The organism is Martelella alba, assembly GCF_005217455.1.
GTDB lineage: Bacteria > Pseudomonadota > Gammaproteobacteria > Enterobacterales > Enterobacteriaceae > Acerihabitans.
The window spans coordinates 1-22978 of sequence record NZ_SZPQ01000055.1 but is presented as its reverse complement, the minus strand read 5'-3'; the positions used below and the strand labels follow the sequence as shown (position 1 = coordinate 22978).

Sequence of the window (22978 nt, the reverse complement as noted above, 5' to 3'; positions counted from 1 at the left end):
GCTTTCGGACCAGGAACTGGATAATCTGCCCGCGTAATGTTATCGCTAGATTAATTATGAAAGACGTGTTTCTTTCTACAAATAATATTGCCTATCGTCTTTAAGTGAATCTGGATATCCTCGTCATACTTCAAGCTGCGTCTTGGTCGGCTGCGTTCGCTTACCCCAGTCACAGCGTTATCTTTGTTCCTGGGGACTCGCTCAGATCATAGACGTCCGGTTTTGCTCTGCAAACCTTTACGGAACGGGTAGTCCATGCCCGCGCTGACTTCCGGCACAAACTCTCTCGCGCAATTATTGACGAAAACCCAGCGGTTACTGTGGCGACGCTAAAAGCAGCACATATGATGAAAACCACAAGCGGGCACGCATTTTCGTTAGCGCATACTGATAATGCGGACCTGGTGAGGAGAACAATGGATATTTTCTTTCCAATCAGCAAAGTAAATCTGACAATATTAGGAACTGTTCAGGAACCATTAAGGAATTATTGATGTTTACCCTACTATAATACAACCTCACTCATAATTTTCGCTGTGAACTATTGGCAGAATTGACTGTGTTATTTTATTGGCCTGAATTCCGGTTCCGGCCAATCTTTTACGGTGATGACAGGCTAAATGATATTGCTTGTACAAGCGCGGCGTTTGCTTATTCATCCTTTCGTCATCACGCGGGCATGAGCTCACCTGCTAATTTGATCTTTTAATTTATTGATTTGTAAAAGTATTTCGGCGATTCCTCATACCCTTGGCGAAAATAAAACCGATGCGCGCTGGTCCTTCGGGAATGACAATGCACTTCAATTCGATCACAGCCTTTTCCCATGGCAATTTGGACTGCCGCTTCCTCCAGCGCTTTTCCAATACCTTTCCCTCTGGCCGCGGAGCTGACGCAGAAATAGCTGATTCGACAGAAGTCGCCGCGCAGGGCCAACTGTGGAATGAAATGCAGCGAAATCACTCCATTAACCACTTCGTTTTCCACTGAAACCAACAGTTTTTCATCAGGATGGCTTAGCAATCGCGAAAGCTTGTCCTGTATAAAACCCCCCGTGCCGGGATAGTCCAACGCATCAAGAAGAAGGGTGATCTGAGAGGCATCGGAGATTCTGGCTTCACGTATGACATGCATGACTTTATCCTTTGTCGGTTAACCACAACAACGCATTTCCGACCGCAAAAGGGAACCAACGGACGCGCGACATTACGCGCGTCAGGACAGGATTTAGCGGCGAACGGCAATGGCTTCTATTTCGATCTGCACATCTTTCGGCAAACGGGCCACCTCAACGCAGGAACGGGCGGGGAAAGGCGCGTTATGCTCTTTGAAAAACGCCTCATAGGCGGCATTGACGGTGGCGAATTCGTTCAGGTCTTTGACAAACACCGTGGTTTTAATGATATCGGCGACCTGCAAGCCGGCTGCCTCGACAATCGCTTTGACATTGGCCAGAGATTGGCGGGCCTGGTCGGTAATGCTGTCGGCGACCTGGCCGGTTTTCGGACAAACGGGGATTTGCCCGGAGGTGAAGACCATACTGCCGAGATCCACCGCCTGAACATAAGGGCCAATGGCGGCCGGCGCGTTTTCGGTACTGATAATGCGGGACATGATGTCTCCTGATGTCAATCATTGTGGGAAAACTGTCAGGCCATTATAGGGAGGAAAAGCCTGTTGAGACAATCCGCGTAGTGACGGTCGCCGCTGGCGCGAAAACAGCATCGGCTCCTGCCAGCCGCGGGTCATCATTGGGAAGCCCATTCCACCGCCGCCCCCTTGCTGATTCCGTTTCGATCGGTCGGGCCGATCGAAACGGGCGGGGACACAGACCTTGATCGGTGTTTACGCCGCGACGATCAGGCGTTTTGGATCACGGCCTGATGCTCGAATTCCTTTTCGCAATACTTGCATTTCAAGTGCACCTGATTGCCCCGGTATTTCACCGCGAATCCGGACGCCACTTGCTCGCTACGGCTGATGCAGTTGCTATTGGGGCAGATCAGCACGCCGTCGATGTGCTCCGGCAGCGACAGTGTCAACTTACGCACCACTTCGTAATTGTCGATGCGGTTGACCGTGGCGTGAGGCGCATAAATGGCCAGTTGGTTGGCCTGTTGCTCGGTGAGGAAAACATTCTCGATTTTGATCAGATCTTTTTTGCCCAGTTGATTGGACGGCAGATTAAGCCCGATGGTGACCCGCTGGTCAGTGGCGGTGAGTTTGAACAGGGTGAGTAGCTTAAAACCGACCTGCGCCGGGATATGATCGATTACCGTGCCGCGGCTAATGGCTTCAACCTGCAATTTGTTATCTTGAGTCATCATATCCCCCTTATGCGGCGTCGTGATTGTTTAAAACCAGAGACAGCAAGGCCTGGCGCGCGAAAATTCCGTTTCCGGCCTGTTGAAAGTAGTAAGCGTAAGGCGTGGTGTCGACCTCGCGGGCGATCTCATCCACTCGCGGCAGCGGATGCAAGACCTTCAGGTTGGGCCGCGCGTGTTCCAAATCGCCGGCATGCAATACAAACTGGGCCTTGACATTGGCGTATTCCGATGGGTCCAGCCGTTCTTTTTGCACCCGGGTCATATACAGGATGTCCAGCTTTGGCACCACTTCCTCAATGGTGGCGTGCATGCTGTAGGTTATTTCCTTTTCCGCCAGCATATGCAGAATGTAACTCGGCATCGCCAGGGCCTGCGGCGCGATAAAATAAAAATGATTACCCGCAAATTTGGCCAGTGCCTGAGTGAGGGAATGGACAGTACGTCCGTATTTCAAATCGCCGACCATGGCGATATTGATATTGTTTAGCCGTCCCTGGGTTTCCTGGATGGTGAACAGATCCAGCAGGGTTTGGGTCGGATGCTGATTGGCGCCGTCGCCGGCATTGAGAATGGGAATACCGCCGGAAAACTCGGCCGCCAGACGGGCGGCGCCCTCCTGGGGGTGGCGCATGACAATGGCGTCCACATAGGTGCTGATAACCGAAATGGTGTCCGCTAGCGTTTCCCCTTTTTTGCCGAGCGATGTGTTAACCGCGTCGGAAAATCCCACCACCGACGCGCCCAAGCGATGAATGGCGGTTTCAAAAGACAACCGGGTACGGGTGGAGGCTTCGAAAAAACAGCTGGCGATGACTTTGTGCCTCAGGAGTTCCGGTTGCGGCCGAGCCTTGAGATCGGCGGCGGCGGCGAGCACCAGTTCCAGCTCCTCTCGGCTTAAGTCATTGATGGAAATGATGTGCTTTTGGTAAAGGGGATTTGCCATGTTCTTCCTCCTTCGGATAACGGTGACACCGGTATTGACGCAAGTTTAGGCGGTGGTTGGAACGCCGGACAAAAAAAAGCCCCTCAACGAGGGGCGGGAAAAGAATACTTAACAACGGGTAACGGGAGCAATAACGGCAACCCGCTGCCAACCGGCAGCACAAGCGCATCGTTAACGTGGGATGTCTCGAAATCGAACATTATTCCTCCCGGCAAATTGCCCGGCATTATACTCGGGTGCCGTCGCACTTCAAGCGGTAAAGGCCGGTTATTAAAGATTATGCAAACGATTGGCTTGCTAATAAAAATAAGTGTTAAATAACTCTCAATCTGCCCAAACAGATGACATATAATGAAACGTCATTTCATTTTAAGGACTCGTTATGATCACCGGTAATATCCACCATCTCGACCTTGTGCCCTATCTGCCGTCTGCGCTGCGCGAAGCCATCGAATACGTCAAACAACACATCACCGCCGATACGCCGCTTGGCAAATATGATATCAACGGCAATCAGGCGTTCGTCATCGTATCCAATGACAGTTCCGAACCGTTCGATAAGCGTCGCGCTGAGTTTCATGCCAAATATCTCGATGTCCAGATTGTGCTGAATGGCCCGGAAATCCAAGCATTCAGTACCCTGCCCGCGGGCCGCCCCGATACCGATTGGCTGGCGGATAAGGATATCGCGTTCCTGCCGGCCGGCGGACAGGAAAAACAGATTTTGCTGCAGAGCGGCGATTTCGTGGTGTATTACCCGGGCGAAGTCCATAAGCCGTTGATCGCCGTCGGCGCGCCGGCCAATGTGCGTAAAGCGGTGGTGAAAATCGACGCCTCCAGTCTGAAGTAACTTTTCAGAACGGCCTCGCGATCAGTCGGGGAAATCCGCCGGCAGCAAGCCTTCGGTCTTCAGTCGCCGGCTATGACGGATAGCGGTTTCGGTTTCGCAGCCGGCATATTCGGCGATTTCCCGCCATGTCCATTCATAGCCGGGCCACTGTCGGTACAAATACTGAATACTGCGCAAAACCCGCTGTCGGGATTTGTCGTAAGCCATACTGGCCAGCCGTTTTTCCGCTTCGCCCAGATCTTCCGCCAAACGCCAAAACAGGTAGTCGTGCAACTGGGGATAATGGGCCAGAAATGCCTGCGGATGGTGGGGCGTGATTCGCGTCACGGATGCGGTGCGCTGCACCCGCGACGAACAATGATAACCGCTGCCGGCGAACAGACTGCGGTAGCCGAAGAAATCGCCGGGTCCGAACAGCCTTACCAGGCAGATTTTACCGTTCTCCAGCATATGGTACAGGCCCACTAAACCGCTATGCAGGTAGTAAAACGAAACCGCCTCGTCTTCTTGAGGATAAATACGGGTCTGTTTCGGTAAATCGTTTAGGCGGGTCAGGATTGCCTGCTCGCCGCCTGACAAACCGGTCAGTAATGACGCGCCGTTCATGACGGCGTCAGAACTTCTGGCGTTTCTCCTCAATCTTGACTCCCTGCGTCGGCAAACCCGTATCGTAATCCCTGACCACCGGCGATACCAGATCGTCCGGTTTTGGGCGAAACGCCCCCATCCACTGCGCACGCCGATCCGGGCGCCAGGGCCGCATGGCCCAGCGGTAACTGCGAAATGGATCGCGGATCCTTGCCATATTCGCCAACAATGCGTCGTGCATGGCGTCGCGTCGCGCGGCATAGCCGGGATCGTTGATGAGGTTTTCCATCTCCTGCGGATCACGGCGTCTATCGTAGAGTTCGTCTTCGTCAAAGAGGTTAATCACCAGCTTTAACGCGTTACTGATCCAGGCCCGCATGGGGATAAAACCACCGAAGCTATCATGCTCAATTTCATAACGGTTGAATTCCACCATGACGGCGCGCGAAGACGCCGCGGGCCTCTTTGTCAGTATCGGCAGCAGACTTTCCCCATGCAACGCTGGCGGCACCGGGATCCCGGCGATGGATAGCAAGGTGGGCAGCAGGTCGATATGGCTGACTGGCGTATCGATTTGCCGCGCGGCGATACCCGGTCCGTTAATGATAAAAGGTATGCGGCAGATGTCGTCATAGCCGGCGGCTCCCTTGCTGATAAGACGGTGCGCCCCCATCATCTCGCCGTGATCCGAGGTATAAATGATCCAGGTATTCTCTCTCTCCTGCGGGGTTAAATGGTTTATCACCCGGCCTATCTGATCGTCGACGAAATCGTTGCAGGCGAAATACAATGGATGGTGGTAGGTGGCGCCGTCGGTTACCGGCGAGGGCATGGCCTCGGCCCACAATCGCTGGTGAGCGGGTTTGCGGTGCAAATCATCGGTGGCCTTATCGCCCAGCGGATAATGAAAATCAGCGTAGCGTTCAAGATAGCGTGGCGGGCAGGTGAAGGGATGGTGGGGTTCGTCATAGGACAACACCAATAAGAAAGGTTTTTTCCGGGATAGCCGTTGCACATCGATAAACTTGATGGCGCGCTGGCTGATACGGTAGGCCCAGGTGAATGCATCGTCAATGTGATTGTCGGTGAGATCCTGTAGGGAATTAAGGCCGTTGCGCCACAAGCTGATTTGTTCCGGCGTCAAATCGTGCAAGTAATTGGCGCCATCGTACCAGAATTCGGCATCCCATTCCGGCGGGCAAATGCCGGTGCCGAAATAATCATGTCCGTCCAGGTGCCATTTGCCGATATAGGCGGTTTGCCAGCCGTGATCTTTGAAATAGCTGCCCAATGTCCGCATGTTCTTTCCCGGGGCCAGGTTATTGGTCCAGGGGCCGCTTTGATTGGAGTACAGTCCGGTGAACAACCCGGCGCGCGCCGGAGTGCATAGCGGCGCAGTGGTATAGGCGGATGTGAATTGAACGCCGCGTGCCGCCAGTTCGTCGATATGTCCGGTATTAAGCGGTAAGCCGGTATAGCAGCCGACCATATTGGTCGCCTGGGTATCGGTCATGATAAAAATGATATTGGGTTGCATCAGACGATCCCCCGTTTGGTTTTCAGGCTCCGTTTCTCAGTAATAACTATCCATCCGTTGACGCCGAGCACGGTCAAACCGGTAATCCAGCATAACCAGCCGGTATGCCAACCGCCGAATCGGGCAAGAAAGGCGTAAATAAAGATCATGGCGGCGATAATACCCACTGAGGCGGCTTTAACGGCTCTCCAGGGCTGCATATTCACCGCCATGGCATCCCTGAAAACGAAGGCTTCGGCGCGTGGCGCCACGTTACCGATAAACAGCATAATTGCCGCATTGATACAAAAAGTGATTGCCAGCAGGTAAAGAAAATGGATGGGCAGATGAATAATGTAATTGATCAATACGTAACTGATGATGCCCAGCAGCAACGCCGTTTTTGCGGCGAATGCGGGAATGCGTGGAAAAAAGAACCCCATAATGATGATTGTGACCAGGGGAACGTTATACACGCCGTTTAATTGTTTCATCCAGCTATAGAGCCCTTCCGGCGCATTGGCGATGGTAGGCGCCACCACAACGGAAATTACCGCCAGCGCCAGACCGAAATAACGTCCAACCCGCACCTGTTTTTCCGGGCTGGCCTCGGGATTGATTAACCGGCTGTAAATTCCCAGGCTGAACAACGTACTGGCGCTGTTGAGGAACCCGGTGAAAACGCTGATAATGGCGCCAAACAGCACCGCGCCGAAAAAACCCACCAGTGGTGCGGGTAATACCTGGCTCACCAGCGAGGGGTAAGCCATATCGTTTTTCGGCAGATCGGCATGCAGATGAAAGGCGATGACGCCGGGCAGGACAAGAATAACCGGATCGAGCATTTTCAAGAGGGCGGTCAACAAGGCCCCTTTCTGACCTTCGGCCAGGTTTTTGGCCGCCAGCGAACGTTGGACGATGCCTTGATTGGTACACCAATAAAAAGTATTGACCAGCACCAGTCCGGTAAGCGCGGCCCCCAGCGGCACAGGATCGTTATGTCCGCCGATGGAATTCAACCGCTCGCCGTGATTGGCGGCAAGTTGATGCAACCCCGCCATGAAATCGCCATGGCCCATGGCCATCAGGCCGAAAACCGGCACTAGCAGACCGCCGACGACCAGCCCGATACCATTGACCACATCGGCTACCGCGATGGCGCGCAACCCGCCGATGACGGCATAGAGGGTGCCAATGGTGCCAAGGGCCATGGCCATCAGGATAACGGAGCCGTTCTGGCTCAATCCGGTCAGATCACCGACATGAAACAGACTGTTTAAGGCTAGGGAGCCGGAATAGAGCACAATGGGTAAAAAACAGATACCGGTTGCGATCAAAAAGCAACCATCCACCATAATCCGGGTGGTTTTGTCATAGCGCTCTTCAATAAATTCCGGGATGGTGACGATGCCCCGGCGCAAATAGCGCGGCAGGAAAATCAGCGCCAGCAAAACCAGCGGAATGGCGGAGATAACTTCCCAGGCCATAACCGACATACCAAAATGATACGCTTGTCCGCTTAACCCGACCAATTGCTCGGTGGATAAATTCGTCAGCATCAACGAAGCGGCGATGATTGGCGCTTTAAGTGATCGTCCCGCCAGGAAATAACCTTGTTGGGAACGGGTGTCGTTTTTTCTGACTTTCCACCAAGTGATCACCGCCACCAGGCAGGTAAAAAATACAAACGATAGTATTTGTAGGGTGCTCATAAAAACGTGCCTTCCAGTTAACTTGCCTGTACCTGACGGCGGCTTTACCGGCCGCGCCGAACGGCGACGCGCATATACCCAATAGGCGTCGAATTTAAGTCCATGCCCGGAGGGAGTTGTTTCTTATAAACCGCCTTGCGCCAAAATCTTCCTGGCAATTTAAATTTTTTCTGGCGGATTGCCTCGTACTCGCCGCCGCGATGCCGCCCGACGCATGTAGCGTATCTAAATTGGAATGGCCATTGTGCCCAGCGTCATTTATGCCTGACAGGCATATTGGGACAATACATCCCCAGCCGTTGAAAAAAACGGTTTTTTGATTAATATCGCCATGCGCTAATGCAGAAAATAATATGCGCTACCGCACACCTGGTTCGCCGACTTTCGGTAAATCGCTGATACGGTATTATTACCGGCGTCGATAAATACTTTTACTCTAAATACTTCGCGTTGCATTGCAGCCAACAAAGCGGCAACGTGAAGTATGACGTGTATAAATGCTGAAACCGGGCGTATGAAGAATGTTGTACACGTTTCGCGATCTGATTTTTATGACCGTTGTCATAAGCCAACCTGACCGATATCACATAATAACAATAATCACGCAACATTTTTTTCAGCGAACGCACGGCGCCAGGACAGGCGATAAGTCGGTGATAAAGTGTTACGCCCTTTCCCGTTATGACTTCAATGACGGCTGCGCAGAGGCGCTTGCTTGCAACCGCGATGCAACTTGAGGTGTTTAACGTCTATATGGGGCAAATAGGCCAGGCCGGCTGCAACGGGCAGCCGGTCCGGAGGCGGTAACCGACCGTGTTACCGACCGGCGGTATTCTCAGCCAATGTGGCGACCATGACGGCCTTAATGGTGTGCAGACGATTTTCCGCCTGATCGAAAACCAGGCTATGCCGGGATTCAAAAACGTCATCAGTGACTTCCATACCGCCGCTGAGACCGTATTGTTCCGCCATTTCCCGGCCAACGGTGGTCTGATCGTCATGGAAGGCCGGCAAACAATGAAGAAACTTCACCTGGGGATTCCCGGTCAGCCTCAGCATGTCGCTATTGACCTGGTAGGGGCGCAGCAGGGCGATACGTTCCTGCCAGATGGATTTGGGCTCGCCCATGGAAACCCAGACATCGGTATAGATAAAATCCACATCCGCTACGCCTGCGGCAACATCTTCAGTGAGCGTAATGTTTCCGCCGCGCTGTTTGGCCAGTTCGCGGCAATGCGCCGCCAGTCGGCTATCCGGCCAACAGGCGCTGGGCGCCACCAAACGTAAATCCAGGCCCGTGAGCGCCGCCGCTTCCAACATACTGTTGCCCATATTGTTGCGGGCATCGCCCACATAGGCGAATTTCATCTGGTTGAACGGGGTGTGCGGCAGATGTTCGCGCATGGTCAGCAGATCGGCCAGTAACTGGGTCGGGTGGAATTCGGTGGTTAGCCCATTCCAGACCGGCACGCCGGCATGCGCCGCCAGTGTCTCGACGATCTCCTGACCATAACCGCGATATTGAATACCGTGATACATCCGGCCCAATACCCGGGCGGTATCTTTGATGGATTCTTTGTGGCCGAACTGGCTGCCGCTGGGGCCGAGGTACGTCACGCGCGCGCCCTGATCGAAAGCGGCGACCTCGAACGCGCAGCGGGTACGGGTGGAATCCTTCTCAAAAATCAACACGATATTCTTACCGGTCAGGCGCGGTGCTTCACACCCGGTCCGTTTTTCCTGTTTCAGCGTGGCGGCCAGCGCCAGCAGGTCGTATAGCTCATCCGGTGTGAAGTCCAGTAATTTAAGAAAGTGACGGTGAAAAAAAATGCTCATAGGCAATATCTCCTAGTACTTATCATTAATTTATTTTGCATTAAAATTCACTTTATATGTATGAATATTCAATTTCAAGCTTTGCGGCTAAATCTTTCATGTTTACGCTGGAGCCTAACTGTCCGCTGTGGGAAAATGATGCTCCAAATCGCCGACTCACTGAGGAAAAGAGGCATGGCACATCAATTTCTGGAAGAGCAGCGTGATGAAACGCGCCTGATCATCGAAGAACTGCTGGAAGACGGTAGTGATCCGGAGGCGCTCTACACCATTGAGCACCATTTTTCCGCTGAAAATTTCGATCTGCTGGAAAAAGTGGCGGTCGAAGCGTTCAAGCTGGGTTATGAGGTGACCGATGCCGAAGAACTGGAAGTGGAAGACGGCTCCGTGCTGATGTGCTGTGATGCCATAAGCGAAGTGTCTCTTAAAGCGGATATCATTGACGCCCAGGTGGAACAGCTTTATCTGCTCGCGGAGCGGCACGGCGTCAACTATGATGGCTGGGGCACCTATTTCGAGGACGGCGAAGAGGACGAGGACGGCGAAGAGGACGACGATGGGTATGATGATGACGACGAAAGCGATACGCCGCCCGCCCATGGCCGGATCATCGATCATGATGATGACGGCACCCGCCATTAAGGGCTAGGATCCGCCGGCCGGCGGGGCAAACCGCATAGGCTAGCCCCGGCAGGGCGACGCGATGCATCGTCGGGTCGGTCGAGCGTTACAGTTCCCGCAACATATGCACTTCGCAATCCACATGACCGGTACTGCCCATCGGCCCCTTTATATGCGTAAAACCCAACCGTTCATACAGGGCGATGGCCCGGGTCAGCGAAGCGGTGGTCTCTAAATAGCAGCGCCGGAACCCCTGCCCTTGAGCGAACGTCAGCGCCTTGACCGCCAGCTCGTGGGCGATGCCGCGGCCGCGCAGTACCGGCATAAAATACATTTTCTGCAACTCGCAAATATCCGCCGCCGCGCCGGACAAAGGCGCAATGCCGCCGCCGCCGGCGACTTGGCCCCGGTATTCAATAACCCAATAAGCGCTGCGTGGCCGGCCGTAGAGTTTGGACAGTACGTCCAGATCCGGATCCGATACCGTATAGCCTTTATCCGCTGTCAGACCGAATTCGGCCGATACCTGGCGAATCACGGCGGCAATGGCCGGATCATCCGCCGATGTGATCGGCCGCACCACAATATTCACTAATGCAGAGGACATCGTCATTACTCAAAAAGATAAGAAGCATATAATTATGAGTAATAACATTGCTGATATGGAACATGCAAACAGATTTCGTGGACCCGTGGCCTGGGGCGGCGTTTTCGCCGCCCCCATTACGGATCTGATCGCCGCCTATAGCCCGGCGATGGTGTCCTGTTGGGCCAGCAGGGTGGCGCGTGACGCCATATAGCCCTCCAGTTTTTCCCGCTCCTTGGCCACCACCGCCGCCGGCGCCCTGGCCACAAAGCCTTCGTTGGCCAGTTTGCCCTCAATACGGCCGATTTCCGCGGTAAGACGGGCCACTTCGCCGGCCAACCGTTTGAGTTCCGCGTCCTTATCGACGATGCCCGCCATGGGGATTAGCAATTCGCCTTCCTCAACCAGCTTGACCACCGAGACCGGGCCTTGCTCGCCGTCGTTCAATATCGACAGGCTTTGCAGTCGCGCCAGGGTTTGCATAAAACCCCGGTTATCCTCAATGCGCCGCCGGGTCCGCGGGCTTGCGCCGCGCACCAGTACCTCCAGCGGTTTGCCGGGGGAGATGTTCATTTCCGAACGGATGGCCCGCACCGCGATAACCGCCTGCTTGATCCATTCCACGTCCGCCAGCGCCTGCTCATCGTCCCAAGCGGCGTCGACGCCGGGGAAGGGTTGCAGCATGATGGTATCGGCGGTGATGCCCGCCAGTGTTTTAACCCGCTGCCAAATGGTTTCGGTGATAAACGGCACAATGGGATGCGCCAGGCGCAACAGGCTTTCCAATACCTTGACCAGCGTATGTCGGGTCCCCCGCAGCTCGGCTTCGCCGCCGCTGTTCATAACCGGTTTGGTCAGTTCCAGATACCAGTCGCAGAACTGATTCCAGGTAAAATCGTAAAGTATATTGGCCGCCATATCGAAACGGTAGCCGTCCAGCGCCTCGCGATAGGCTTTGACCGTTTGGTTAAAGGCGGCGAGAATCCAGCGATCCGCCAGCGACAAAACCCTTTCGCCGCCGGCGAGGCCGCAATCCTGCCCTTCGGTATTGAGCAGCACAAAACGGCTGGCGTTCCAAAGCTTATTGCAAAAATTGCGATAGCCTTCCAGGCGCTTCATATCCCAGTTGATATCGCGGCCGGTGGACGCCAGCGCCGCCAGGGTAAAGCGCAGCGCATCGGTGCCGTGCGGCTCAATGCCCTGGGGAAACTGCTTTTCGGTGCGCTTGCGGATTTTTTCCGCCAACTGGGGCTGCATCATGTTGCCGGTGCGTTTTTCCAGCAGGCCGGTCAAGGAAATCCCGTCCACCATATCCAACGGGTCAATGACGTTGCCTTTGGATTTGGACATCTTCTGGCCTTCTTCGTCACGGATAAGCCCGGTCATATAAACGGTCTTAAACGGCACCTGCGGACGCCCGTCATCGTCTTTGACGAAATGCAGGGTTAGCATAATCATGCGGGCAATCCAGAAAAAGATAATGTCGAAACCGCTCACCAGCACGCTGGTGGGATGGAAGGTCTTGAGTGCCGGTGTCTGTTCCGGCCAGCCCAGCGTGGAGAAAGTCCATAGACCCGAGGAGAACCAGGTATCCAGCACGTCGTCATCCTGTCGCAACGCGCATGTGGCATCCAGACCGTTTTCCCGGCGCACGTCGTCCTCGCTGCGGCCCACAAAAACATGGCCGGATTCATCGTACCAGGCGGGAATGCGATGGCCCCACCACAGCTGGCGGGAAATGCACCAATCCTGGATATCGCGCATCCAGCTGTAATACATATTCTCATACTGTTTGGGAACGAACTGAATATCGCCGTTTTCCACTGCGGCAATCGCCGTTTTCGCCAGCGGGGCGGTACGCACATACCACTGGTCGGTGAGCATCGGCTCAATCACGACGCCGCCGCGGTCGCCGTAAGGCACCATCAGGGTATGCGGCTTGATGCCATCCAGCAGGCCAAGCCCGTCGATGGCGGCCACCACCGCCTTGCGGGCGGCGAACCGCTCCAGTCCGCGAAACTCCGGCGGGATCCCGCCGTCAACCGAAGCGTCCGGCTCGCCGCGGGTGTTGTAGACTTCCGCTTCTTCCCGGATATCGCCGTCCAAGGTGAAAATATTGACCATCGGCAGGTTATGGCGCTTACCGACCTCATAGTCGTTGAAATCGTGGGCCGGGGTAATCTTTACGCAACCGGTGCCTTTGGTCATATCGGCGTGTTCATCGCCGATAATGGGAATTCGGCGACCCACCAGCGGCAACATCACGAACTTGCCGATCAAATTGTTATAACGGGGATCCTCGGGATTGACCGCCACGCCGGTATCGCCCAGCATGGTTTCCGGCCGGGTGGTGGCCACCACCAGATAATCCTTGCCCTCCGCGGTGAGGGCCCCATCGGCCAGCGGATAGCGCAGATGCCACATGGAGCCCTGCGACTCGCGATTTTCCACTTCCAGATCGGAGATGGCGGTGCGCAGCTTCGGATCCCAGTTCACCAACCGTTTGCCGCGATAGATCAGATCTTCCTTGTACAGTTGGACAAACACTTCCTTCACCGCGTTGGACAACCCTTCATCCATGGTGAAACGTTCGCGCTCCCAGTCCACCGAGGCGCCCAGTCGACGCATCTGCCGAGTGATCGTGCCGCCGGATTCCGCCTTCCATTGCCAAATTTTCTCAATGAAGGCGTCACGGCCGTAATCATGGCGGGTTTTGTTTTCTTCGGCGGCGATTTTACGCTCAACCACCATCTGCGTGGCGATACCGGCATGATCGGTGCCCACCTGCCACAAGGTATTCTTACCCTGCATCCGCTGGTAACGCACGATGATATCCATGATGGTCTGCTGGAATGCATGACCCATGTGCAGACTGCCGGTGACGTTTGGCGGCGGGATCATGATGCAGAAGCTTTCCCGTCCGGGAATGTCGTTGGGTTTGAAATAGCCTTGTTCTTCCCAGTGCGCGTACAGCGGCTGCTCGATATCTTGCGGGTTGTAGGTCTTATCCATTGTGTTCGTTGTTCACTGCGTCGGCGGCGTGGCCGTGGTCAATTGGAAGCCGACGCTGCGATAGGCTTTATAGCGATCGCGCGCCAACTGTTTCAGGGTGTCTTCGTGCGGGACGAAGTCTATCACTTCATGGAAAGCGGACGCAAAATCGGCGCAATGCGGCAGGAGGCTTATCAACAACTCCCGCGGGGCATTGCCGCGCCGCGCCGGCCAGCAAAGCTCAACCGGCGCGCCGTAGCGGGGACCTTCCCCCGCCAGATTATGCGGCACGAACGCGTCAGGATCCCGCTGCCAGAGGGCTTCGTCCAGTTTAAGGGCCTGTTCTTCGCTCTCGCAGGCCAACAGTACCCGTTTGCCTTCCCGCCAGCGGGCGGCCGCCAGCCAACAGGCCAGCCGCTCCACCGCGGTTAGCCCATCCTGGAGATCCTGACGATCAAGAAGGTAAAAAGTTGCGTTTTTCATGAGCCGTTGTAAAAAAGCCCGGGCGGGCGAGCCGGAAAAAAACAGGGGCGGCCGAAGCCGCCCGGTAAAGTGTACCTTGTTTAGGCTCAATCGTCACTGTTCAGGCCGGCCCGATTCAGCAGAAATTGCGCCAGCATCGCCACCGGACGACCGGTGGCGCCCTTGGCTTTGCCCGAACGCCAGGCCGTGCCGGCAATATCCAGATGCGCCCAACTGTACTTACGGGCAAAGCGCGACAGGAAGCAGCCGGCGGTGATGGCGCCGCCCGGCCGTCCGCCGATATTGGCCATATCGGCGAAGTTAGATTCAAGCTGCTCCTGGTATTCTTCGCTAAGCGGCAGACGCCAGGCGCGATCGCCGGACTGTTCGGCGGCGGCGATCAGTTCGTGGGCCAGCGGATTGTGATTGGCCATCAACCCGGTGAAATGGTGCCCCAGGGCTATCACGCAGGCGCCGGTCAGGGTGGCGATGTCCACCACCACATCCGGATCGAAACGCTCCACATAGGTCAGGGCGTCGCATAACACCAGCCGCCCTTCGGCATCGGTGTTCAACACTTCAACTGTCTGGCCGGACAGCGTCGTCAAGACATCGCCGGGGCGGAAGGCGCGGCCATCCACCATATTCTCACAGCCGGCCAGCACGCCAACGATATTCAGCGGCAACTCAAGTTCCATGGCCATGCGCAACACGCCGTATACCGTGGCGGCGCCGCACATGTCGTATTTCATTTCATCCATGCTGTCGGCCGGTTTGATGGAAATCCCGCCGGCGTCAAAAGTCAGGCCCTTGCCCACCAGTACAATGGGGCGCGCTTCCGGATCCGGGCTGCCTTTGTATTCGATGACCGACATCAAGGATTCATTTTGTGAACCCTGTCCCACCGCCAGATAGGCGTTCATGCCCAATTCTTTCATCTGCTGCTCGCCGATGACCCGGGTGGTGGTGGTTTTGCCATAGCGGTCCGCCAATTGGCGCGCTTGCGAAGCCAGATACGCCGGGTTGCAGATATTGGGCGGCATATTGCCCAGATCCTTGGCGGCTCTGATCCCGGCCGCGATGGCCAGCCCGTGCTGAATGGCCCGTTCGCCGCCAGTGAGTTCCCGACGGGTGGGCACATTGAACACCATTTTGCGCAGCGGCCGGCGCGGTTCGATCCGGTTGCTCTTCAACTGGTCGAAGGTATAGAGGGATTCTTTAGAGGTTTCCACCGCCTGGCGCACTTTCCAGTATGTGTTGCGGCCTTTGACGTGCAACTCGGTCAGGAAACAGACGGCCTCCATGGAACCGGTATCGTTCAGCGTATTGATGGTTTTCTGGATCACCTGCTTATACTGGCGCTCGTCAAGCTCGCGCTCTTTGCCGCAACCGATGAGCAGAATTCGCTCGGACAGTACATTGGGCACATGGTGCAGCAGCAATGTCTGCCCCACTTTCCCTTCCAGTTCGCCGCGGCGCAGCAGGGCGCTGATATAACCGTCGCTGATCTTATCGAGCTGTTCGGCGATAGGCGACAGGCGGCGCGGTTCAAAAACGCCGACGACTATACAGGCACTGCGTTGTTTTTCCGGGCTACCGCTTTTTACACTGAACTCCATGCACTCTCCTGAATCTTAAAGACAAAGGCGGCCAACCGGGATAAACTAGGCCCTTTCCTATCGTATCCCCCGCCTTTGCATTAACCCTATGTGTTAATCTAAACGACGCAAAGGACGTTACTTCGGCAACATATCAGTGCGTTCCCAAGGCAAAACCGAACGCGTATTGTTGTTATACTCTAATTGGCGGTTAAAGGTGGCTGATTGATACGTATTTATGGTGGATTAGCAAAGAAATTAACGATTTTCCTGCAAAAAGACAAGTTTTCACAGGCGAAATAAGCGTGATCATCATAAGATATCTGGTTCGGGAAACCTTCAAAAGCCAGCTCGCCATCCTGTTCATACTGCTACTGATTTTCTTCTGTCAGAAGCTGGTGCGGATACTGGGCGCGGCGGTTGACGGCGATATCCCGACAAACCTGGTGTTATCCCTGCTCGGCCTGGGGGTGCCGGAAATGGCGCAATTGATTCTCCCCCTGAGCCTGTTTCTCGGCTTGTTGATGACCCTGAGCCGGTTGTATACGGAAAGCGAAATTACGGTCATGCATGCCTGTGGGTTGGGCAAAAGCGTTTTGGTTAAGGCCGCCCTGGCGCTCAGCGTTCTCACCGCGGCGCTGGCGGCTGCCAATGTGGTCTGGCTCTCTCCCTGGTCGGCGCGCCATCAAGACGAGGTACTGGCGGAGGCCAAGGCCAACCCCAGCATGGCGGCCCTGGTGGAGGGGCAGTTCCAGGCGGCGCAGAACGGCGGTTCCGTGCTGTTTGTGGGCAATGTCAAAGGCCAGCAGTTTCAAAACGTTTTTCTGGCGCAATTGCGGCCGCGGGGCAACACCCGGCCGTCGGTGGTGGTGGCCGACAAAGGCCATATGCTCCAGCGCGCCGACGGATCGCAGGTGGTGGTTCTCAACAAGGGCACCCGCTATGAAGGCACCGCATTGCTGCGGGATTTCCGTATCACGGATTTCAACCAGTATCAGGCCATCATTGGCCATCAGACCGTGTCGGTGGACAACAGCGATGCCGAGCAGATGAGCATGCATGATCTTCGGCATTCCAAAGATCCGGAAGCCCGGGCCGAGCTGCAATGGCGCCTGACGCTGATTGTGTCGGTATTCATCATGGCCGTGATGGTGGTGCCGCTGAGCGTGGTCAATCCTCGTCAGGGACGGGTGGTGAGCATGCTGCCGGCCATGCTGCTGTACCTGATTTTCTTTTTGCTGCAAAGTTCGCTGCGCTCCAACGGCGCCAAGGGCAAACTTGATCCCGTGGTCTGGATGTGGTTGACCAATCTGGCGTATTTCCTCCTGGCCCTGCTGCTCAATGCCTGGGATAGCGTACCCGCGAGACGCCTGCGCGCCGCGTTGCTTTTTAGAGGAGCGGCCTGATGTTTGGGGTACTGGACCGCTATATCGGTAAGACGATTTTCACCACCATCATGATGACCCTGTTTATGCTGGTCTCGCTGTCGGGCATCATCAAATTCGTCGACCAACTGCGCAAAGTGGGGCAGGGCGGCTACTCCGTGGTCGGCGCCGGGCTTTACACCCTCTTGAGCGTTCCCAAGGATATTGAGATCTTTTTCCCCATGGCGGCGCTGCTCGGCGCGTTGCTCGGGTTGGGCAACCTGGCGAGCCGTAGCGAGCTGGTGGTCATGCAGGCCTCGGGTTTTACACGGATGCAGGTGGCCGCGGCGGTGATGAAAACCGCCATTCCGCTGGTGCTGCTGACCATGGCCATCGGCGAGTGGGTGGCGCCGCAAGGGGAGCAAATGGCGCGCAACTACCGATCCCAGGCTATTTACGGCGGCTCAATGATTTCGGTGCAAAATGGGCTGTGGGCCAAGGATGGCAGCGACTTCATATTTATCGAACGGGTGGTCAGCGACAGGCAATTGTCTGGCGTGAACATATACCATTTTGATAAGCAGAACCGTTTGCAAAGTCTGCGCTATGCCGCCACCGCCAACTTCGCCGACGGCAGTTGGCACCTGTCTCAGGTGGATGAGTCCGATCTGACGGATCCGAAGCAGATTACCGGCCGGCAGATGTTGAGCGGGGTGTGGAAGACCAACCTCACGCCGGATAAACTGGGCGTGGTGGCGCTGGATCCGGATGCGCTGTCCATCACCGGGTTGCGTGATTACGTCAAATACCTCAAGCAGAGCGGACAAGAAGCCAATCGCTATCAATTGAACATGTGGAGCAAGATTTTCTCGCCGATCTCGGTGGCGGTAATGATGTTGATGGCGCTGTCGTTTATTTTCGGACCGCTACGCAGTGTGCCTATGGGTGTGCGAGTGGTGACGGGGATCAGTTTTGGCTTTCTGTTTTATGTGCTGGACCAGATTTTCGGGCCGCTGAGCCTGGTATACAACATGCCGCCCCTGCTGGGCGCGCTTATTCCGAGTATGGTGTTTCTGATCATTAGTGTGGCGCTGTTGCTGCGGCGGCGCTGATAAAGGCGCGGCGCTAACAGGCATGACCCTGTTAACGCCGGGCAGCAGTGAACACTTCATCGCGTCGACCTTCTGATGGCTATCAGCCGGAATGGCCGCGGACCCGTTACTTGATACTCTCGACAAACAATACCTTGGTCAGGTCGCGCAGCCATTTATGACAAGGCGAATGGTTATGCTTCGAGTGCCAGGCCTGGATAATGCTGCGTTTGCCGAGATCGAAATCCGCGCTGAAAAATTCCACCGCGATATTCAGCTTGCGCAGGTTTTTCACCACGAAATCCGGCACGATCGCCAACGCATCGGAATGGGTAATGGCGTTCATGGTGGCCATATAGCCGGGGGTGGCGCCCATTACTTGCCGGGCCGACCAGAAATATTTCATCGCTTCATCGGTACCGGCCGGATATTTCTCCTTGGTCTGGACAAACTGGTATTTCAGCAAATTGTCCATGTTCTTGTCCGAGCATATAATTGGATGGCCACAACGGCACATGAAATAACACTTGGCCGAGTGAATGGTGCGGATGGTGATTTCCGGATTCAGATCGCGCATTTCGCCGATATACAGGTCAATATCATTGGAACGCAGGAAATCATCGTCGAATTCCGAGTCATGTACCATATTAATGAATACGTTCGGCGCGCTTTTTTGCAACTCTCGAAACAAGGTGGCGTTCAAGGTGAAAACGATGGTGGCATTGGCCGCTATGGTGAACGACACCGTAGTGGTATGCGGCTCGAACGCCATATTGGTGTTGAGCATGGATTCGATACGATTGACCAGTTGCCGTACATCCTCCTTGAGGGCAATGGCTTTCGGGGTGGGGATCAGCTTGGTTCCGCTGCGTACCAGGATAGGGTCGTTGAACAATACGCGAATCTTATTCAGCGACTTGCTAATGGCCGGCGCGGTGACGTTCAGTTTTCTGGCCGCCAGATTGACGCTGCAATCTTCTAGCAACGCGTTCAGTACAACCAATAAATTAAAATCAAAATTGTTCATAGAATAGTCATGATGATAGCGCAAGTTTGAGGGATATCCGTTAGGTTACGAATGCAAAGGTACTTAACATTTTTATCTTCATTCTCCTTCTTCATTACTCATTAGCATGAGAACAATTGACTAACTGCTTTTAGTGGCTAATGATTTTATCTTTTATTTTTTATTGATGACAAGGCTAAAATACCCCTTGCAGAGTATCTTATCCCCTAATTAACATATTGGAACCACCGCGAACGGGCGTTATTACTGGCATGGCCTGCTATTTTTAATATGTTGCATTATATAGTTGAATGTTTTTTAATAGCATTTTATTAATATTATTCGGCTTGTGTGAGATGTGTCGTTTTTATACCTGCATATTGCATCAAAAAAGCATCCGGCTCCATCGGAAAACGCGGCCAATGTCGCTATCGTTGAACTTCCGGCGGATCTTCCGCCGAACAGCAAAAAAAAGAAAGAGTAATTGCACCCCATTGCGGCGATATACGCTAAATACCTTGGGTGGCATTGCGGCGGCAAGCGAACGCGGCCAGCAATGAGGCGACGTGACCTACGACGAATCAATGTGAGCGGCAGATTCATCGGAAGCGCATTTTTGCCACCCACAACGGCGATGAGGTCGTCAGGCGATGAAATTCTTGCTCTGTTTCAAAATCAGATCGCAAGCCTTGGTTTTCACCTTTTCGCCCAAGGGCGTCGAACCGAGGGACTTCAGATTCAACTGGCCGCCTTTTGCGGTATTGAGCAACCCGCCGAGCCCCTGCTGATAATCCTGGCTATTGGCGCTTGCCGGGCTGGAGATGCCCAGTTTTTTCATGACGTTATCTTTTATGGATGACACCCCGTTTGCTGACAGCACATTGTTTTTCACACAGTACTCCAGTATGCCCGCCGCATTGGTCATGCTGCCGGCGCTGAGCGCCTTATCGCCGCCGTTTAGCAGACCGGTCAGAGACGAGATGGAGGGCGCGCTGTTTTTCGCGCTTTCGCCGCCGGCGCTGTTGCCCGAGTTGCCCAGGGCACTGGCCGCGCTGTTAAGGGTATCCGTCCAGTTGGCCGCCAGGGCCGGGCCGGACGATAACACGGCGGCAATGGCCGCCGTCCAAAGCAGGCGAGATGGGGTTGTCATGATGAAGCTCCCGTTGTTGTGCTGATGCTCCGCACGCCTTAACCGAACCGGCGGCGGGGCATGTTGTGATTATCTTTTCCGACTGTTTCTGACGAGACAAGTTCCGCCGGTCTTTGGCGAAGGCACAGGATCGGGGCGTTGAGCGGCCTTTCGGCGGGGGGCGAAATAATCGAGGGCTTTTTACACTCTCGCCGGATCTCATTTGGTGTGCCGGGCCTGTATGGCGCAGAGAGGGAATGCGTGCGCCATCCGTGGGGGAATTTTGCCCGTTTCAGCCTTATTGGATGTCGCTTTTCCTGGCTTTCGATGGCCTTGCGCATCTGTTCGCCGTTTTTTTCGACACTTAACCCGATGCAGGCCGGATAAATGTTGCGTGTCGATCATGGGCAGGTATAATGCATCCGTTTTCCGCATCCAGCTTCTGTGCCGAAGTGGCGAAATCGGTAGACGCAGTTGATTCAAAATCAACCGCCTTCGGGTGTGCCGGTTCGAGTCCGGCCTTCGGCACCATCGGAACATCAATAGACGTCAACGGACGTCTTTTTTTGTGCCTGAAATCCAGTATCCGCAAGGCTTTCCTCGCTTTTTCACTCAACCTAAGTCAACCTGATTCAATCTACATCAACTTACTGATGCGGGTACAACTGCGGGTATATCCCGGTTCGATAATGTTTGTACCCACACAGAACCCTTGAAAGGATACTCATCATGGCTCTGAGTGATGTGAAAGTTCGTTCGGCTAAGCCTGAAGCTAAAGCCTATAAACTTACTGACGGTGAAGGCATGGTGTTGCTGGTTCACCCTAACGGCTCCAAATACTGACGGTTGCGTTATCGCTTCGGCGGTAAAGAAAAGATGCTGGCGTTGGGAAAATATCCCGAAGTCTCGCTGGCGGATGCCAGGTCACGGCGGGATGAAGCCGGTAGCTGTCAACGAAGTTGACACCCTTATTCGTTTTTTACGCTGCCGTTTTCAGCCCGGTTTCCGGCTTATCTGGATTCAGCATCACCACCTCGACCCGCTGCCATTGGCGGCATGAGCCAGACCACCGTTCCGGTCGGGCTCTTCTGGCCGTGTCATACAAGGCCTTTCGTTTTGCCAGCAGGCTTATATCTTCTCCCTGATGCCGTTGTTCCGGTGTGACATAACCGATGGCGCTATGCCGATGCTCTTCGTTATACCACCGGCTGAAGCCCTCGACCCAACGCCGGGCTTCAGCCAGATCCATAAAGCCTGATGACGGCCATGACGGAACGTATTTTAGCGTCCTGAACAGCGACTCCACATACGGATTATCGTTGCTGACCCGCGGTCGGCTGTGCGAGCCGGTGATCTGCAGTTCTTCCAGTTTCACTTTCAACGTCTGGGATTTCATCGGTGCGCCATTGTCGGCGTGCAACACCAGCGGCTGCCGGTAACACCGTTCGCGTAATACGGTGCGGTGCAGCAGCGCGGCGGCCTGCTCGCCGTTTTCCTCTTCATGGACCTCATAACCGACGATTTTACGGCTAAAAATATCTTCTATCAGATACAGATAAAAATAGCGTCCGCGAACCCGAGAGGCCAGCCAGGTGACATCCCACGCCCACACCTGACATGGCCCAACAGCCTGATAACTGGTCGGTTTATTCACTTTTAACGGTGCCCGGCTGCGGCCCCGGTGATGCACCTGGCCGTGTCGCCGCAGTACCCGGTAAAACGTCGATTCACTGGCAAGATAAACACCCTTGTCCGCCAGCCGTGGCACGATTTGCGCCGGCGGCAGGCTGGCATAGTCCGGCTCGTGACATACCGTGACTATCTGACGCTCTTCTTCGGCGGTCAGTTTATTGGCCGGTACCGGACGTACTGCCGTGGGTCGACGGTCTTCAGCCTGAGCGTTCCAGCGCTTCCAGGTACTGAGGCTTAACCCCACTTCCCGGCAGGCGGGGAGCAGACGTGCGCCGGCGCTCATGGCTTCACGTATCCACTGGAGCAGTTGCACGCGTTCGTGAGCCGGGGTCAGTCGTCCTCGTCCTCCTCGCCGTAATACTGATTCAGCTTTTTTCGCAATACCAGCAACGCAGCCGCCTCCGCCAGGGCTTTTTCCTTACGTGCCAATTCACGCTCCAGCCCTTTGATTTTCTTTTGGGCCTGCTTTTGCGACTGGCGGGTATCGGCTTGTGGCGTTTGGAGAAAATCCTGTTTCCACTGGGCGATTTGTTCAGGATAAAGCCCTTTGCGACGGCAGTATTCACTCAGTTCGGCTTCACTGAGCGTAGCGGTTTCAACGATGACGGCAAAGCGGGCTTCTGTCGACCAAAGGTCTGTGGTTTTGTTGGCTCCGGGCACCGGTTT

The 22978-nt window shown here is 54.9% G+C and carries 20 protein-coding genes, 1 tRNA gene and 1 pseudogene; 7 read left to right on the top strand and 15 right to left on the bottom strand.

The window, feature by feature from the left end:
* Positions 1-705: 705 nt before the first annotated feature.
* From FCN80_RS23235 to pyrB, 4 genes are all read right to left on the bottom strand, one after another.
* On the bottom strand, positions 706-1134 hold the full coding sequence (locus tag FCN80_RS23235; protein ID WP_136992716.1) for a GNAT family N-acetyltransferase: 429 nt from the start codon (positions 1132-1134) through the stop codon (positions 706-708).
* A 93-nt stretch (positions 1135-1227) separates the two neighbouring features.
* Complete coding sequence (gene ridA, locus FCN80_RS23230) at positions 1228-1614, bottom strand: 2-iminobutanoate/2-iminopropanoate deaminase (protein ID WP_136992715.1); 387 nt, start codon at positions 1612-1614, stop codon at positions 1228-1230.
* Between the two features lie 245 nt (positions 1615-1859).
* Positions 1860-2327 (bottom strand): aspartate carbamoyltransferase regulatory subunit, encoded by a 468-nt coding sequence (pyrI, locus tag FCN80_RS23225; protein ID WP_230492888.1) that lies wholly within the window; start codon positions 2325-2327, stop codon positions 1860-1862.
* 7 nt (positions 2328-2334) lie between these two features.
* Positions 2335-3270, bottom strand: coding sequence for an aspartate carbamoyltransferase (gene pyrB / locus FCN80_RS23220; RefSeq protein WP_136992713.1), 936 nt, complete (start codon positions 3268-3270; stop codon positions 2335-2337).
* A gap of 382 nt (positions 3271-3652) precedes the next feature.
* On the opposite strand from pyrB, the gene FCN80_RS23215 reads away from it, so the two are divergent.
* Positions 3653-4120 (top strand): NanQ anomerase/TabA/YiaL family protein, encoded by a 468-nt coding sequence (locus tag FCN80_RS23215; RefSeq protein ID WP_136992712.1) that lies wholly within the window; start codon positions 3653-3655, stop codon positions 4118-4120.
* Positions 4121-4141: 21 nt separating this feature from the next.
* On the opposite strand, the gene FCN80_RS23210 is transcribed toward FCN80_RS23215, so the two are convergent.
* The 4 genes from FCN80_RS23210 to argF all read right to left on the bottom strand — a co-directional run bounded on the left by FCN80_RS23210 (position 4142) and on the right by argF (position 9772).
* Positions 4142-4759 (bottom strand): Crp/Fnr family transcriptional regulator, encoded by a 618-nt coding sequence (locus FCN80_RS23210; RefSeq protein WP_230492887.1) that lies wholly within the window; start codon positions 4757-4759, stop codon positions 4142-4144.
* A complete protein-coding gene (locus FCN80_RS23205) occupies positions 4734-6245 on the bottom strand; it encodes a sulfatase-like hydrolase/transferase (RefSeq protein ID WP_230492886.1) in 1512 nt (503 codons plus the stop codon). The genes FCN80_RS23210 and FCN80_RS23205 overlap by 26 nt, the downstream gene beginning before the upstream one ends.
* Positions 6245-7936, bottom strand: a complete 1692-nt coding sequence (locus FCN80_RS23200) for a solute:sodium symporter family transporter (protein ID WP_136992710.1) — start codon at positions 7934-7936, stop codon at positions 6245-6247. Before FCN80_RS23200 ends, FCN80_RS23205 begins: the two co-directional genes overlap by 1 nt.
* A gap of 816 nt (positions 7937-8752) precedes the next feature.
* Positions 8753-9772, bottom strand: coding sequence for an ornithine carbamoyltransferase (gene argF / locus FCN80_RS23195; RefSeq protein ID WP_136992709.1), 1020 nt, complete (start codon positions 9770-9772; stop codon positions 8753-8755).
* 174 nt (positions 9773-9946) lie between these two features.
* On the opposite strand from argF, the gene rraB reads away from it, so the two are divergent.
* Positions 9947-10414 carry a ribonuclease E inhibitor RraB gene (gene rraB, locus FCN80_RS23190; RefSeq protein ID WP_136992708.1) on the top strand — a complete coding sequence of 156 codons (468 nt, stop codon included), beginning with the start codon at positions 9947-9949 and terminating at the stop codon, positions 10412-10414.
* A gap of 85 nt (positions 10415-10499) precedes the next feature.
* Here the strand turns inward: rraB and FCN80_RS23185 are convergent, their stop codons facing one another.
* From FCN80_RS23185 to pepA, 4 genes are all read right to left on the bottom strand, one after another.
* A complete protein-coding gene (locus FCN80_RS23185) occupies positions 10500-11000 on the bottom strand; it encodes a GNAT family N-acetyltransferase (RefSeq protein WP_136992707.1) in 501 nt (166 codons plus the stop codon).
* Positions 11001-11135: 135 nt separating this feature from the next.
* Entirely contained in the window at positions 11136-13991 is a 2856-nt protein-coding gene (locus FCN80_RS23180; protein WP_136992706.1) for a valine--tRNA ligase, read from the bottom strand.
* A 12-nt stretch (positions 13992-14003) separates the two neighbouring features.
* Positions 14004-14453 (bottom strand): DNA polymerase III subunit chi, encoded by a 450-nt coding sequence (locus FCN80_RS23175; RefSeq protein ID WP_136992705.1) that lies wholly within the window; start codon positions 14451-14453, stop codon positions 14004-14006.
* A gap of 86 nt (positions 14454-14539) precedes the next feature.
* Positions 14540-16051, bottom strand: a complete 1512-nt coding sequence (gene pepA / locus FCN80_RS23170; protein WP_136992704.1) for a leucyl aminopeptidase — start codon at positions 16049-16051, stop codon at positions 14540-14542.
* A gap of 284 nt (positions 16052-16335) precedes the next feature.
* Between pepA and lptF the strand changes: the two genes are divergently transcribed.
* Positions 16336-17436 (top strand): LPS export ABC transporter permease LptF, encoded by a 1101-nt coding sequence (lptF, locus tag FCN80_RS23165; RefSeq protein WP_136992703.1) that lies wholly within the window; start codon positions 16336-16338, stop codon positions 17434-17436.
* The gene (lptG, locus tag FCN80_RS23160; protein ID WP_136992702.1) at positions 17436-18506 is read left to right on the top strand and encodes an LPS export ABC transporter permease LptG; all 1071 of its coding nucleotides are present in this window, start codon (positions 17436-17438) and stop codon (positions 18504-18506) included. The genes lptF and lptG overlap by 1 nt, the downstream gene beginning before the upstream one ends.
* Before the next feature lie 106 nt (positions 18507-18612).
* On the opposite strand, the gene FCN80_RS23155 is transcribed toward lptG, so the two are convergent.
* The gene (locus FCN80_RS23155; protein WP_136992701.1) at positions 18613-19512 is read right to left on the bottom strand and encodes a LysR family transcriptional regulator; all 900 of its coding nucleotides are present in this window, start codon (positions 19510-19512) and stop codon (positions 18613-18615) included.
* Between the two features lie 622 nt (positions 19513-20134).
* Positions 20135-20641, bottom strand: coding sequence for a YjjA family protein (locus FCN80_RS23150; protein WP_136992700.1), 507 nt, complete (start codon positions 20639-20641; stop codon positions 20135-20137).
* A gap of 425 nt (positions 20642-21066) precedes the next feature.
* On the opposite strand from FCN80_RS23150, the gene FCN80_RS23145 reads away from it, so the two are divergent.
* The 3 genes from FCN80_RS23145 to FCN80_RS27520 all read left to right on the top strand — a co-directional run bounded on the left by FCN80_RS23145 (position 21067) and on the right by FCN80_RS27520 (position 21583).
* Positions 21067-21151 (top strand) — tRNA-Leu (locus FCN80_RS23145).
* A 198-nt stretch (positions 21152-21349) separates the two neighbouring features.
* A complete protein-coding gene (locus tag FCN80_RS27025; RefSeq protein WP_230492885.1) occupies positions 21350-21463 on the top strand; it encodes an Arm DNA-binding domain-containing protein in 114 nt (37 codons plus the stop codon).
* Positions 21464-21466: 3 nt separating this feature from the next.
* Positions 21467-21583 (top strand): Arm DNA-binding domain-containing protein, encoded by a 117-nt coding sequence (locus FCN80_RS27520; protein WP_373880360.1) that lies wholly within the window; start codon positions 21467-21469, stop codon positions 21581-21583.
* A 16-nt stretch (positions 21584-21599) separates the two neighbouring features.
* Here the strand turns inward: FCN80_RS27520 and FCN80_RS23130 are convergent.
* A pseudogene (locus tag FCN80_RS23130) lies at positions 21600-22978 on the bottom strand (IS3 family transposase); the annotation flags it as partial.

Coding starts and splice junctions, on each gene's coding strand:
- FCN80_RS23235 (WP_136992716.1), bottom strand. CDS start 1,134: ATGCATGTCATACGTGAAGCCAGAATCTCCGATGCCTCTCAGATCACC.
- ridA (WP_136992715.1), bottom strand. CDS start 1,614: ATGTCCCGCATTATCAGTACCGAAAACGCGCCGGCCGCCATTGGCCCT.
- pyrI (WP_230492888.1), bottom strand. CDS start 2,327: ATGATGACTCAAGATAACAAATTGCAGGTTGAAGCCATTAGCCGCGGC.
- pyrB (WP_136992713.1), bottom strand. CDS start 3,270: ATGGCAAATCCCCTTTACCAAAAGCACATCATTTCCATCAATGACTTA.
- FCN80_RS23215 (WP_136992712.1), top strand. CDS start 3,653: ATGATCACCGGTAATATCCACCATCTCGACCTTGTGCCCTATCTGCCG.
- FCN80_RS23205 (WP_230492886.1), bottom strand. CDS start 6,245: ATGCAACCCAATATCATTTTTATCATGACCGATACCCAGGCGACCAAT.
- FCN80_RS23200 (WP_136992710.1), bottom strand. CDS start 7,936: ATGAGCACCCTACAAATACTATCGTTTGTATTTTTTACCTGCCTGGTG.
- argF (WP_136992709.1), bottom strand. CDS start 9,772: ATGAGCATTTTTTTTCACCGTCACTTTCTTAAATTACTGGACTTCACA.
- rraB (WP_136992708.1), top strand. CDS start 9,947: ATGGCACATCAATTTCTGGAAGAGCAGCGTGATGAAACGCGCCTGATC.
- FCN80_RS23185 (WP_136992707.1), bottom strand. CDS start 11,000: ATGTCCTCTGCATTAGTGAATATTGTGGTGCGGCCGATCACATCGGCG.
- FCN80_RS23180 (WP_136992706.1), bottom strand. CDS start 13,991: ATGGATAAGACCTACAACCCGCAAGATATCGAGCAGCCGCTGTACGCG.
- FCN80_RS23175 (WP_136992705.1), bottom strand. CDS start 14,453: ATGAAAAACGCAACTTTTTACCTTCTTGATCGTCAGGATCTCCAGGAT.
- pepA (WP_136992704.1), bottom strand. CDS start 16,051: ATGGAGTTCAGTGTAAAAAGCGGTAGCCCGGAAAAACAACGCAGTGCC.
- lptG (WP_136992702.1), top strand. CDS start 17,436: ATGTTTGGGGTACTGGACCGCTATATCGGTAAGACGATTTTCACCACC.
- FCN80_RS23155 (WP_136992701.1), bottom strand. CDS start 19,512: ATGAACAATTTTGATTTTAATTTATTGGTTGTACTGAACGCGTTGCTA.
- FCN80_RS23150 (WP_136992700.1), bottom strand. CDS start 20,641: ATGACAACCCCATCTCGCCTGCTTTGGACGGCGGCCATTGCCGCCGTG.
- FCN80_RS27025 (WP_230492885.1), top strand. CDS start 21,350: ATGGCTCTGAGTGATGTGAAAGTTCGTTCGGCTAAGCCTGAAGCTAAA.